The organism is Bacillus sp. FJAT-14266 (assembly GCF_001719225.1).
Lineage (GTDB): Bacteria > Bacillota > Bacilli > Bacillales > Bacillaceae > Bacillus > Bacillus subtilis.
Map to the genome: position 1 here is coordinate 1,099,337 of NZ_CP017072.1, position 12,235 is coordinate 1,111,571.

Genomic DNA, 12,235 nt, shown 5'->3' on the forward strand with positions numbered 1-12,235 from the left:
TTGATATGGTATATTATCAGAAAATTGAGAAAAAAGGGTGATGATTAGATGAAAACTGCAACGACAACCGCTTCACATGCATGCCCATTTTGTTCAGGGAAAGGATATTTTCAATTGATTCTCGGCGGTTCAGAGACTTGTCCGTCTTGCCAGGGGACAGGAAAAGACAGTCATTCTTTTTCCAGCCGTTGACTTTATTTCAGCCCCCGCGTTACACTAAAAACAACGCAGGGGGGTGGAATAGGTTGATTAGTCTGCCAGTCGTAATCATCTCAATTGTTTTGTTTTTTGTCTTGTTTTTTGGAATCGGTTTCTTATTAAACATGCTGCTGAGAATGTCTTGGATTATGGCTGTGATTTATCCGATTGTATGCCTTTTCATTATCAGCAAAGAAAAGCTGATCAGCTATGTCCAGTCGCCGGGAGAATCCTTTGCCAGTCTGTTTCATCGTGTCTTATCATTAGCGGCTGCCGATGTGCTGATTTTAGCCAGCGGTTTGGCCGGCGCCATCGTGTCCGGTATAGCGATCAACATGCTCAGAAAAAGAGGATATCAAATGTTTTAAATGCCGCTTTCTTCTAAAGAAAGCTTTTTTTATGCGTTCAGCTCATTCACCATTTTGAATAATGCTCTCTCCACTTGGGAACAATGATTCGGAGGAGAGGTGAATGATGTTGAATATGATCAGACGTTTGCTGATGACCTGTTTATTTCTGCTTGCATTTGGCACGACATTTTTATCAGTGTCAGGAATTGAAGCGAAGGACTTGTCAAAATGGGTGCAGGAACATCAGGAAAAGCACTTGAAGCATGCAGGACTGACATTAAAAGCATTGCAGCAGAAACAAACACAAACCACGTCCGCGGCTGAGGATAAAACAAAACCGTTAGAAGAGGCATTTGATTGGGATGAATATCCAGTCCAAAGAGTAACAGCAACAGGCTACACAGCAGGAGCTGAGTCGACGGGCAAAAATCCCGGTGATCCATTATACGGGCTTACATATTCAGGTGTGAAAGTGAAACGGGATTTATATTCCACGGTTGCTGCTGACCCGTCCGTTTTCCCGATCGGAACAATTTTATTCATTCCGAACTACGGTCTCGGAGTTGTGGCCGACACAGGATCAGCTATTAAGGGAAACCGCCTTGATCTGTACTTTGAGACAGTCAAAGATGTATACAATGAATGGGGCAAAAAAACCCTTGATGTATATGTGATTAAAAAGGGAATGGGAAAGATTACCGAGGATGAGCTTGAGAAGCTCAATGAAACAAAATCTTTGCAAGTGTTCAGAAATCAATATAAAACTGTGAAAGAATAAAACGCTCCAGCGAAAGCAGGAGCGTTTTTTTTACATGAAAAAGTAAGCGAGTACCAATGTCAGTAAAATACCTGTTAATCCTCCGAAAAAGACTTCGATCGGCTGATGTCCGAGAAGCTCTTTCAGCTTTTTTTGCTTTTCTTTCTCTGCAGCCTTAGGGAAGTCCTTCGCTTCATTTACGAAACGGTTAAAATCAATAACAAGCTTATTAATGACTGTTGCCTGCTCACCGGCGTGACGTCTGACGCCAGTTGCGTCAAACATGGTTATGACGGCGAAAATGGCGGAAACCGCAAAGAGTGAGGAGTCTAATCCATGCTCCAAGGCTACGCCTGTTGAAAGTGCAGTGACCGCTGCGGAGTGAGAGCTGGGCATGCCGCCTGTGCTTGTGACCAGCGACCAGTCCAGTTTTCTGGACACGATAAACTGTATGGGCACTTTGATGACCTGAGCAAAAATAATTGCGGCCAGGCTTGATAATAAAGGAAAATTCGTTAAAAGTTCCATCGGCGACATCCTTTCTATTTGAAAAATCCTTCGTGTTTCAAAAGAAAAAAGCAAGTCTTAGACTGTTGTTTGTTAAAATAAGTATAGTGGAAAGAATGTTTTTCCTATTATACCATTGTTCATTTCAAATACCCATTACGTTAGGAGTGTAAGCCTCATGTTTTATGCGGTTCAACAATCAGAGCATACAGAAACCCTTGTGGTCGGGCTTTTTCAAAAAAGCCAGCTGACAGGAAAAGCGCTGGAAATTGATGAAATGCTCGAAGGCCATCTGACACAGCTTTTAAAAGAGGGTGATGTCTCTGCGAAACCGAATCAAGTATCAAAAGTATTCCCTCCATCTTCTGCGGGTATGAAACGGATTTATTTCGTTGGCCTGGGGAGAGAAGCAAATTATTCGTTTGAACAGGCGAAGGAACGTTTTGCTCATGTTTTTCAAGCCATTCATAAAGATCGAAAACAAGAAACTGCTGTCCTGCTTGATACGTTTATTTCGGAAGACGTGCCTCCAGCCGATGCCGCTCATGCTTTAGCTGAGAGCTGCCTGCTTGCTTCCTATGAGGTGCAGGATTATAAGCACAAATCAAATGAGCCTGACAAACAAATTGAAGCCGTGTATGTTGTAACAGATGAAGATACACAGGAAGTGCAGGCAGGGCTTCGCGTCGGCCAGGCATACGGACAAGGGACAAATTCGGCTAGAACGCTTGTGAATATGCCGGGAAACATGCTGACAGCGACTGACCTCGCTTCGTATGCTGAAGAGCTTGCGGCGAAATATGATTTTGAGTGTGAGATATTGGAGAAATCAGAGATGGAAGAGCTCGGTATGGGCGGAATACTTGCGGTAAACCAAGGCTCCACCGAACCGCCGAAAATGATTGTGTTGAAATATCAGGGCAAAAAGGAATGGGAAGACGTCGTCGGACTAGTCGGGAAAGGAATTACCTTTGACACAGGCGGCTACTCCATTAAAACGAAATCTGGAATTGTCGGCATGAAATCAGATATGGGAGGAGCAGCTGCGGTTCTCGGGGCTATGGAAACGATCGGAGAGCTTCGTCCTGAGCAAAACGTGCTGTGCGTTATTCCATCAACCGATAATATGATCTCCGGCGGGGCCATGAAGCCGGATGACGTGATCGTATCTTTAAGCGGAAAAACAATAGAAATCCTTAATACGGATGCTGAAGGAAGGCTAGTGCTTGCAGATGGCATTACATACGCGAAACAGCATGGCGCGTCAGTTCTTGTCGATGTAGCTACGCTTACCGGCGGCGTCGTTGTGGCATTAGGAACAGAAACAACCGGTGCAATGACAAATGATCAAAGCTTTTACCAGCAGGTAGCTGATGCTGCACAAGAGTGCGGCGAGGCGATCTGGCAGCTGCCGATAACAGAGAAGGATAAAAAACGCGTGAAAAGCAGCCAAATGGCGGATCTCAACAATTCACCGGGATGCGAGGGACATGCGATTATGGCAGGAACGTTTCTTGGTGAATTCGCTGAGTCAACACCTTGGGTTCACCTTGATATTGCAGGAACAGCGACTGCCAATAAAGCAACCTGCTTCGGGCCGGCCGGGGCTACTGGCGTTATGGCAAGAACACTGGCTACACTTGCGGAGCGATTTACATTGGAAGAAGATAAAAACGAGTAATGAAAAATCCCTGCTGTATGATGCGGCAGGGATTTTTTCTTCCGAAATCTTTAGTTGACTAAAGTGGATCGGTTATGATACGATACGTTCGTACTTTATTTATCTACTACATTAGCAAACTAAAGGATTTTTGGAGGGGTATCATCATGAATGCAGTCGTCATCGCAGTCCTGCTTATGCTTGTATTAAGCCTGCTGCGTGTCAATATTGTTATCGCATTAATTATAGGCGCCTTGGCCGGCGGGTTAACAGGCGGGCTCGGTCTTGGCGAAACGGTTAAAGCTTTCACAGACGGTCTCGGCGGAAATGCCACCGTTGCAGTTAGCTATGCCATGCTTGGCGCGTTTGCCGCCGCTTTGACGAAAACGGGTCTTCCGGACGCAATGGTGGAAGCCTCCGTTAAATTAATCGGAAATAAAGAAGATTCTCGAAAAAAAGCACTGTCTAAGGTGCTGATTGTGCTGATTATTTTAATTGTATCTTGTTTTTCGCAAAACGTCGTTCCGGTTCACATCGCGTTTATCCCGGTGCTGATTCCGCCGCTTTTGAAAATCTTTAATGAACTTGAAATGGACCGCCGTCTGATCGCGTGTGTAATTACATTTGGCTTAACGGCTCCTTATATTTTGCTTCCGGTGGGTTTCGGCCAAATCTTCCAAGGCATGCTGAAGGACAATATGGCGGATGCCGGGTTAAACGTTCCGCTTGCTGATATTCCGTACGCACTGATTATTCCAGTTGCAGGTATGGTTGTCGGTCTTATTTTATCAGTGATCGTATACCGTAAACCGAAACAATATGAAACAAAAGACATTTCAGGTGCAGAAGCATCGCCATATACGAGAAAAAGCATTGGTATCGCGGTTCTAGCCATTGTTGTGTCACTCGGCGTCCAGCTTTACTTATCTCAGACTTTGGGAGTAGAAGGAATGATTATGGGGGCGCTCGCTGGTCTGATTGTTCTGTTTGTCAGCGGTGTGATGAAGCGTGATGAAGCGGACTCACTGATTACTGATGGAATGGTTTTAATGGCCTTTATCGGCTTTGTCATGCTTGTTGCAGCCGGATTTTCGAACGTATTGACGAAAACCGGGGATGTCGAGTCACTGGTCAAAACGTCAGCTGGTTTTATCGGACACAGTCAGTCCTTGGGCGCATTGCTGATGCTCATTGTCGGCTTATTAATTACAATGGGGATCGGATCTTCTTTTGCGACGATTCCTGTTATCACAACCATCTTCGTGCCTCTATGCATGCAGCTAGGATTCAGCCCGATGGCAACGATTGCGATTATCGGAGCTGCTGCTGCCCTCGGCGATGCCGGTTCACCTGCCAGTGACAGTACGCTTGGGCCGACTTCAGGTTTGAGTGCGGACGGCCAGCATCACCACATTTGGGATACTTGTGTGCCGACATTTATATTTTATAATATTCCGCTTGTCATCTTTGGCTGGATTGCAGCGCTTGTTTTATAGGAAAAAGGCTCCCCTTTACTGGGGAGCCTTTTCTCGTTATGATAAAAAAACCGTCCAATAGAACGGTTTTTACGTAGATGATATGTGATTTCTGTTAAAGCCGGTTGCTTTATGAATAGAGCGGTAGATTGCTGGTGCGATAAACGACAGTATCACAGCCAGCGCTGTATCTTTTACCATAAACCAAATCATAAAGCCCCAAGCCGTGCCGTAGCTCACTGGCGTATGAATCCACAGCTTCAGTGCAAGATACATATAGGTAGTGCCGATGAGATACATGATCGCCGTTCCGATAAGTGAAGCAATGAGAAATCGAATTTTACTTGGCTGAATGTTTCGTTCTAAAAACCATCCCGCTGCAAATGCTGCCGGAATGTATGAGATAATAAACCCGCCGCTTTTCCCTGCAAACGGTGCGAAGCCTGCTGAAAATTGAGCAAACACAGGCGCTCCGGCCAATCCCACAAGTGCATATACAATCATGGCAATCGCTGCCCGTTTGCTGCCAAGAAGCAAAGCTGCCAAGAGACAGAAAAACGGCTGCATCGAAAGCGGAATGCCGGCTACTTGTAAAAAGGGTGCTACTGATGTAATGTTGGCCCCGACAGCCATAAGTGCGGCGAACATGCCAATCAGCGCCATATCTCCCGCACGAAGTTTACGTTGTTTCATCGTTGTTCCCCCTTAGGTTGACATACACAATCATAGAGTAATAAAGAACAAAAAGATTGTCAACATGATTTTAAATTAGGTTAACAAAAAGGAGGCCCATATGTATTTCGGAAAAACAAGACAGTCCGATCAATCTGGAAGAGTGCCGCCAAATCAAAACGTCACCACTTCATTTCCTGTGCTTCATACCGGAGATGTCCCATATTACGAAGATATGACGAAATGGAATCTTCAAGTATACGGTTTGGTTGACCATCCGATGCTGCTAAGCTTTGAAGATGTCAAAGCCTTTCCACGGTATGAATCGAAAAACGACATTCATTGCGTCACGGGATGGTCAAGGCTTGATAATGTGTGGCAAGGCGTGCGGGCTTGTGATATAGCGGAAAAAGCGGGTGTAAAAGAAGAAGCGGGCTACGTCATTTTACATGCTGAAGAGGGCTGGACGACCAATCTGCCGCTTGATGATTTCTTAGCGGAAACTTCCCTTCTGGCTTATGCGCATAATGGCGAACCTTTAACCCCTGAACACGGCTTTCCGCTGCGGGGTGTATTTCCGCATCTGTATTTTTGGAAAAGCGCCAAGTGGCTGCGCGGCATCCAATTTACGAAAGAAAATCACCCTGGCTTTTGGGAGCGGAATGGCTATCACATGAGAGGCGACCCTTGGCAAAATCAAAGGTTTACATGGGATTAAGGTTCTATTTCAAATAGGACAATCCGCATCTTTATTAGGTTTTTACTTCCATATTGATAGTCTGCAGGTACCTTATTTGATCAAGGTGCCTTTTTTATTCGGGAAAAAGTTGACTTTCTTTGGAAGAAAACCTATTATTTGAGGTGTCTAGTTGATAGTGAAAATCATTATCATACATTGCGGTTTAGTTTAAGGAGAGGAATGTCGTACTGCATGAAAGAGCAAACAACAGACCGGACAAATAGCGGGACATCAAACGCATTTACGATTCCTGGTACGGAAGTGCGTATGATGTCTTCACGCAATGAAAACCGTACCTATCACATTTTTATCTCGAAACCTAGTACGCCGCCGCCACCCACTGGTTATCCTGTGATTTATCTGCTGGATGCCAATTCTGTCTTCGGAACGATGACGGAAGCCGTTCGAATACAGGGACGCCGACCCGAAAAAACCGGGGTGATCCCTGCAGTGATCGTCGGCATTGGCTATGAGACAGCGGAGCCGTTCTCTTCAGCACGCCACCGGGATTTTACAATGCCAACAGCCCAATCGAAGCTGCCGGAAAGGCCCGACGGCAGAGAATGGCCGGAGCATGGCGGAGCGGAGGGCTTTTTCAGATTTATTGAAGAGGATTTAAAACCGGAGATAGAACGAGATTACCAGATTGATAAAAAAAGACAAACAATCTTTGGCCATTCGCTCGGAGGGCTTTTCGTGCTGCAGGTGCTGCTAACAAAGCCCGATGCGTTTCAAACGTATATCGCAGGAAGTCCGTCCATTCATTGGAATAAACCGTTTATTCTCGAGAAAACGGACCATTTCGTCTCTCTCACCAAGAAAAACAATCAGCCTATCAATATCCTGCTTGCCGCAGGAGAATTAGAGCAGCATCATAAAAGCCGGATGAATGATAATGCAAGGGAGCTTTATGAGCGGCTGGCCGTTTTATCTGAACAAGGCATACGGGCAGAATTTTGCGAGTTTTCAGGAGAAGGACATATTTCAGTTCTTCCTGTTTTGGTCAGCAGGGCGCTGCGTTTTGCGCTTCACCCTGACGGACCGCATCTATCAATGGGCTGAGACATACTCAGCCTTGCCTTTAAAAAAATATTTGTCACTGAAATTATATTTGACTGTCACATGACATTTGGATATGATTATTTTTATAATTGATAATGATAATCATTATCAATAGATTGCGTTTTTCAAGGCGCAGCAGTCTTTTTCGCTGGATGTCTGTTCGGCATTTAGAGCGAAGAAAGGAATTGATGATATGAATGCAAAGAGTATAGAGGGAAAAATTGCTTTTATAACAGGGGCTGCCCAAGGAATAGGCGAAGCTGTTGCGCGGACGCTTGCTAGTCAAGGCGCACATATTGCGGCGGTTGATTATAATCCTGAAAAGCTGGAAAAGGTTGTGAGCAGCCTCAAAGCAGAAGGCCGCCATGCAGAAGCTTTTCCTGCGGATGTGAGAGACAGCGCGGCGATTGATGAGATCACGGCGCGCATCGAACGTGAAATGGGGCCGATTGATATTTTAGTGAATGTAGCGGGTGTCCTTCGCCCGGGACTGATCCATTCGCTTAGCGATGAGGAATGGGAGGCGACGTTCTCAGTGAATTCGACTGGCGTATTTAACGCCTCGCGTTCAGTCAGCAAATATATGATGGACCGAAGATCGGGTTCGATTGTAACAGTCGGATCGAATGCTGCCGGTGTACCAAGAACATCTATGGCGGCATATGCGTCCTCAAAGGCTGCGGCTGTGATGTTTACGAAATGCCTTGGCCTTGAGCTTGCAGAATACAATATTCGCTGCAACATTGTATCTCCCGGATCAACGGAAACAGACATGCAGTGGTCATTATGGGCCGACGAGAATGGAGCGGAGCAAGTCATAAAAGGATCACTTGAGACATTTAAAACAGGGATCCCGCTCAAAAAACTAGCCAAGCCTTCGGATATTGCGGATGCGGTGCTCTTTTTGGTTTCTGGCCAGGCAGGGCATATTACGATGCATAATTTATGCGTAGATGGCGGCGCGACCTTAGGCGTGTAACTGAATTTAAAGGAGGTTCATGAGAATGTTGGATCAAAACGTTATAACAGAAACAAAAGCGGAGCATTTGCTTCATGAATATCAGCCGGGCGCCTTTTTCTTAGCGTCTCCTCATCGTGTACTGTTAGCGAAAGGCATATGTGAAATCGTACCGGAGGCAGACGGGCAAAACCAAATGGAAACCCTTTCTGGCCGAATTGCAGAGGCGTTACGTCAGGCAAAACAATCAGGGCAAAGCCGGCCGCTTGTTGTCGGGGCCGTTCCTTTTGATCAAGTAAAAGCAGCGCGGCTCGTTGTACCTGAAGAAGTGCGCTGGTCAGGACCGCTTCAATTTGATCATGAGGAAAAGGAACAGCAGGCTGGGCATACATATCACATAAAGCCTGTTCCTGAACCTGAGGATTATAAAAATGGTGTTGAACAAGGGCTGGCACGCATTGCCGATGGAACACTCAGCAAAATCGTTCTGTCCAGGTCGCTGCATTTGACATCGCCTGAACCGATTCAGACGGATGAATTGCTTCGCCATCTGGCTCAGCATAACTCGCATGGCTACACGTTTGCCGCAGACGTGTCCAGTCAGGAGGAAACGTCTCCCCGCCGAACATTGCTCGGAGCAAGTCCGGAGCTTCTCGTTTCAAGGATGGGAACACAGGTCGTTTCCAACCCATTAGCCGGCTCAAGGCCGCGCAGTAATGATCCTGTTGAAGACCAGCGCCGGGCAGCTGAATTGCTTTCTTCCGCAAAGGATCTTCATGAGCACGCGGTTGTCGCTGACGCGGTTGCGGCAGCGCTGAGACCTTTCTGCCGGACGCTGGAGGTTCCGGAGAAGCCTTCACTGATCAAAACGGAAACGATGTGGCACCTGTCCAGCGTGATTAAGGGAGAGCTTTCCGACCCGTCTGTAACCGCACTTGAATTGGCAGCGGCTCTCCACCCGACGCCAGCAGTCTGCGGAACACCGACTGATCTTGCAAGAGAAGCGATTCTCAGCATTGAACCATTTGACCGCGGTTTCTTTACCGGCATGGTCGGATGGTGTGACGATGCCGGTGACGGAGAATGGATCGTGACCATCCGTTGTGCAGAAGCAGAAGAACGCTCACTCCGCCTGTATGCTGGAGCTGGTGTTGTGGCCGGTTCAAAGCCCGAGGACGAGCTTCAGGAGACGTCCGCAAAGTTTCGGACAATGCTGCGGGCAATGGGCGTGGATCACATATGAACAGAATGAATTGCTGGAGGGATACAACATGCTGAAAGGATTTACGCCTTGGCCTGATGAGTTAGCTGAGACCTATCGAAAGAACGGCTGCTGGGCCGGTGAGACGTTTGGAGATTTGTTAAGGGACCGGGCAGCCAAATATGGTGATCGCATTGCCATTACATGCGGAAACACCCATTGGAGCTATCGAGAGCTTGACACAAGAGCTGATCGCCTGGCTGCCGGATTTCAAAAGCTCGGCATTCAACAGATGGATCGTGTTGTGGTGCAGCTGCCAAATATCAAAGAGTTTTTTGAAGTCATTTTCGCGCTATTCCGTCTGGGGGCGCTTCCAGTCTTCGCACTGCCTTCTCATCGAAGCAGTGAAATTACATATTTTTGCGAGTTTGCTGAAGCGGCTGCATATATCATTCCCGACGCTTATTCCGGTTTTGACTACCGTTCGCTTGCCAGACAGGTTCAAAGCAAGCTGCCGACTTTGAAAAACATCATTGTCGCAGGTGAGGCAGAGGAATTTTTACCGCTGGAGGATTTGCATGCAGAACCTGTAAAACTGCCTGAAGTCAAATCATCGGATGTGGCGTTCCTCCAGCTTTCTGGCGGGAGCACCGGGCTATCGAAACTGATTCCGAGGACCCACGATGACTACATATACAGCCTGAAGCGGAGTGTGGAGGTCTGCTGGCTCGACCACAGCACGGTGTACTTGGCCGCGCTGCCAATGGCACACAATTATCCGCTGAGCTCACCTGGCGTTCTCGGCGTATTATACGCTGGAGGAAGAGTGGTATTATCTCCTTCTCCAAGTCCAGATGACGCATTTCCTTTAATTGAACGGGAAAAGGTCACGATAACCGCTCTTGTTCCGCCTCTTGCGATGGTATGGATGGATGCGGCATCCTCACGCCGTGATGATTTGTCCAGCCTTCAAGTGCTGCAGGTCGGCGGTGCCAAGTTTAGTGCTGAAGCCGCGCGCAGAGTAAAAGCTGTTTTCGGCTGCACGCTGCAGCAGGTGTTCGGAATGGCAGAGGGTCTCGTCAATTATACGAGATTGGATGATCCTGAGGAGATCATTGTCAACACCCAAGGAAAACCGATGTCCCCATATGATGAAGTGCGTGTTTGGGATGACCATGATCGCGACGTAAAACCTGGTGAAACAGGCCATCTGCTGACGCGGGGACCGTATACAATTCGAGGTTACTATAAGGCAGAAGAGCATAACGCCGCTTCATTTACTGAGGACGGTTTTTACCGTACGGGTGATATCGTCAGGCTGACACGAGACGGGTATATTGTCGTTGAAGGCCGGGCGAAGGATCAAATTAACCGTGGAGGAGAAAAGGTTGCGGCTGAAGAGGTGGAAAATCATCTGCTGGCGCATCCGGCTGTCCATGATGCGGCAATGGTCTCCATGCCTGATCAATTTCTTGGCGAGAGATCTTGTGTGTTCATTATTCCCCGGGATGAAGCCCCAAAAGCCGCAGAGCTTAAAGCATTTTTGAGAGAGCGCGGACTGGCGGCATATAAAATCCCTGATCGAGTTGAATTTGTCGAATCCTTCCCGCAGACAGGAGTAGGAAAAGTCAGCAAAAAAGCGCTCCGTGAAGCCATTTCCGAGAAGCTTCTTGCAGGATTAAAAAAATAAAACAACAATTTGAGAGGAAGTGTTCATATGGCTATACCTGCCATTCAGCCGTATCAAATGCCGACAGCATCTGATATGCCGCAAAACAAAGTATCATGGGTGCCTGATCCGAATCGGGCTGTCTTGTTAATACACGATATGCAAAACTATTTTGTCGATGCTTTCACAGCGGGAGCGTCTCCGGTAACAGAGCTTTCAGCGAATATACGAAAGCTGAAGAATCAATGTGTTCAGCTTGGGATTCCTGTTGTCTATACCGCACAGCCGGGAAGCCAAAATCCGGATGACCGTGCGCTGCTGACAGACTTTTGGGGCCCGGGATTAAACAGCGGTCCTTATGAGGAGAAAATTATAACCGAGCTGGCACCAGAGGATGATGATCTTGTGCTGACAAAATGGAGATACAGCGCGTTTAAGAGAACGAATCTGCTTGAAATGATGCGCAAAGAGGGACGCGATCAGCTGATCATTACAGGAATTTACGCCCATATCGGCTGTCTTGTTACAGCATGTGAAGCATTTATGGAGGATATTAAAGTCTTTTTTGTGGGAGATGCAGTTGCTGATTTTTCATTAGAAAAACATCAAATGGCGCTGGACTATGCGGCTGGACGCTGTGCGTTTACCGTGATGACTGACAGTCTTCTTGATCAGCTGCAGAATGCGCCGGCAGACGTTCAAAAAACGTCAGCAAACACTGACAAAAAGAACGTGTTTACATGTGAGAATATCCGTAAACAAATTGCAGAGCTTCTACAAGAAACACCGGAAGACATCACAGATCAAGAGGATTTGCTCGATCGTGGTCTTGATTCGGTAAGGATCATGACATTGGTGGAACAATGGCGCCGTGAAGGGGCAGAGGTGACTTTCGTGGAATTGGCTGAACGCCCAACGATCGAAGAATGGCAGAAATTGCTCACAACCCGCAGCCAGCAAGTGCTACCAAACGCGGATTATTTATAA

General features: G+C 47.1%; 13 protein-coding genes. 11 read left to right on the forward strand and 2 right to left on the reverse strand.

All coding sequences use genetic code 11. The features are described from left to right. Positions 1-48: 48 nt before the first annotated feature. The 3 genes from BGM23_RS05705 (at position 49) to spsC (ending at position 1,326) form a co-directional block, all read left to right on the forward strand. A complete protein-coding gene (locus BGM23_RS05705; RefSeq protein ID WP_003243733.1) occupies positions 49-192 on the forward strand; it encodes a YuiA family protein in 144 nt (47 codons plus the stop codon). Positions 193-245: 53 nt separating this feature from the next. Next, positions 246-566 (forward strand): YuiB family protein, encoded by a 321-nt coding sequence (locus tag BGM23_RS05710; RefSeq protein WP_003228728.1) that lies wholly within the window; start codon positions 246-248, stop codon positions 564-566. A gap of 103 nt (positions 567-669) precedes the next feature. Continuing rightward, positions 670-1,326: a stationary phase survival protein SpsC gene (spsC, locus tag BGM23_RS05715; protein WP_072692762.1), complete on the forward strand. Its 657-nt coding sequence runs from the start codon at positions 670-672 to the stop codon at positions 1,324-1,326. 30 nt (positions 1,327-1,356) lie between these two features. On the opposite strand, the gene BGM23_RS05720 is transcribed toward spsC, so the two are convergent. After that, positions 1,357-1,833, reverse strand: coding sequence for a divergent PAP2 family protein (locus BGM23_RS05720; RefSeq protein ID WP_003244337.1), 477 nt, complete (start codon positions 1,831-1,833; stop codon positions 1,357-1,359). 157 nt (positions 1,834-1,990) lie between these two features. On the opposite strand from BGM23_RS05720, the gene BGM23_RS05725 reads away from it, so the two are divergent. Together BGM23_RS05725 and BGM23_RS05730 are read left to right on the forward strand one after the other, a co-directional pair. Continuing rightward, a complete protein-coding gene (locus tag BGM23_RS05725; protein WP_046663928.1) occupies positions 1,991-3,493 on the forward strand; it encodes a leucyl aminopeptidase in 1,503 nt (500 codons plus the stop codon). Between the two features lie 146 nt (positions 3,494-3,639). Beyond that, a complete protein-coding gene (locus BGM23_RS05730) occupies positions 3,640-4,968 on the forward strand; it encodes a Na+/H+ antiporter family protein (protein WP_003228736.1) in 1,329 nt (442 codons plus the stop codon). Between the two features lie 69 nt (positions 4,969-5,037). Here BGM23_RS05730 and BGM23_RS05735 read toward each other — a convergent pair whose 3' ends face one another. After that, the gene (locus BGM23_RS05735; RefSeq protein WP_003228737.1) at positions 5,038-5,640 is read right to left on the reverse strand and encodes a biotin transporter BioY; all 603 of its coding nucleotides are present in this window, start codon (positions 5,638-5,640) and stop codon (positions 5,038-5,040) included. A gap of 100 nt (positions 5,641-5,740) precedes the next feature. Here BGM23_RS05735 and BGM23_RS05740 point away from each other — a divergent pair, with 100 nt between their 5' ends. The 6 genes from BGM23_RS05740 (at position 5,741) to BGM23_RS05765 (ending at position 12,235) form a co-directional block, all read left to right on the forward strand. Beyond that, on the forward strand, positions 5,741-6,337 hold the full coding sequence (locus BGM23_RS05740) for a sulfite oxidase-like oxidoreductase (protein WP_003228739.1): 597 nt from the start codon (positions 5,741-5,743) through the stop codon (positions 6,335-6,337). Between the two features lie 213 nt (positions 6,338-6,550). Beyond that, a complete protein-coding gene (gene besA / locus BGM23_RS05745; RefSeq protein WP_029725884.1) occupies positions 6,551-7,420 on the forward strand; it encodes a ferri-bacillibactin esterase BesA in 870 nt (289 codons plus the stop codon). Between the two features lie 193 nt (positions 7,421-7,613). Then, positions 7,614-8,399, forward strand: coding sequence for a 2,3-dihydro-2,3-dihydroxybenzoate dehydrogenase (locus tag BGM23_RS05750; RefSeq protein ID WP_014480725.1), 786 nt, complete (start codon positions 7,614-7,616; stop codon positions 8,397-8,399). 25 nt (positions 8,400-8,424) lie between these two features. Next, a complete protein-coding gene (gene dhbC / locus BGM23_RS05755; protein WP_003243699.1) occupies positions 8,425-9,621 on the forward strand; it encodes an isochorismate synthase DhbC in 1,197 nt (398 codons plus the stop codon). A 28-nt stretch (positions 9,622-9,649) separates the two neighbouring features. Then, positions 9,650-11,269 carry a (2,3-dihydroxybenzoyl)adenylate synthase gene (locus BGM23_RS05760; RefSeq protein ID WP_029725883.1) on the forward strand — a complete coding sequence of 540 codons (1,620 nt, stop codon included), beginning with the start codon at positions 9,650-9,652 and terminating at the stop codon, positions 11,267-11,269. A gap of 27 nt (positions 11,270-11,296) precedes the next feature. Beyond that, positions 11,297-12,235, forward strand: coding sequence for an isochorismatase (locus BGM23_RS05765; protein WP_029725882.1), 939 nt, complete (start codon positions 11,297-11,299; stop codon positions 12,233-12,235).

Coding starts and splice junctions, on each gene's coding strand:
- BGM23_RS05705 (WP_003243733.1), top strand. CDS start 49: ATGAAAACTGCAACGACAACCGCTTCACATGCATGCCCATTTTGTTCA.
- spsC (WP_072692762.1), top strand. CDS start 670: ATGATGTTGAATATGATCAGACGTTTGCTGATGACCTGTTTATTTCTG.
- BGM23_RS05720 (WP_003244337.1), bottom strand. CDS start 1,833: ATGGAACTTTTAACGAATTTTCCTTTATTATCAAGCCTGGCCGCAATT.
- BGM23_RS05725 (WP_046663928.1), top strand. CDS start 1,991: ATGTTTTATGCGGTTCAACAATCAGAGCATACAGAAACCCTTGTGGTC.
- BGM23_RS05730 (WP_003228736.1), top strand. CDS start 3,640: ATGAATGCAGTCGTCATCGCAGTCCTGCTTATGCTTGTATTAAGCCTG.
- BGM23_RS05735 (WP_003228737.1), bottom strand. CDS start 5,640: ATGAAACAACGTAAACTTCGTGCGGGAGATATGGCGCTGATTGGCATG.
- BGM23_RS05740 (WP_003228739.1), top strand. CDS start 5,741: ATGTATTTCGGAAAAACAAGACAGTCCGATCAATCTGGAAGAGTGCCG.
- besA (WP_029725884.1), top strand. CDS start 6,551: ATGAAAGAGCAAACAACAGACCGGACAAATAGCGGGACATCAAACGCA.
- BGM23_RS05750 (WP_014480725.1), top strand. CDS start 7,614: ATGAATGCAAAGAGTATAGAGGGAAAAATTGCTTTTATAACAGGGGCT.
- dhbC (WP_003243699.1), top strand. CDS start 8,425: ATGTTGGATCAAAACGTTATAACAGAAACAAAAGCGGAGCATTTGCTT.
- BGM23_RS05760 (WP_029725883.1), top strand. CDS start 9,650: ATGCTGAAAGGATTTACGCCTTGGCCTGATGAGTTAGCTGAGACCTAT.
- BGM23_RS05765 (WP_029725882.1), top strand. CDS start 11,297: ATGGCTATACCTGCCATTCAGCCGTATCAAATGCCGACAGCATCTGAT.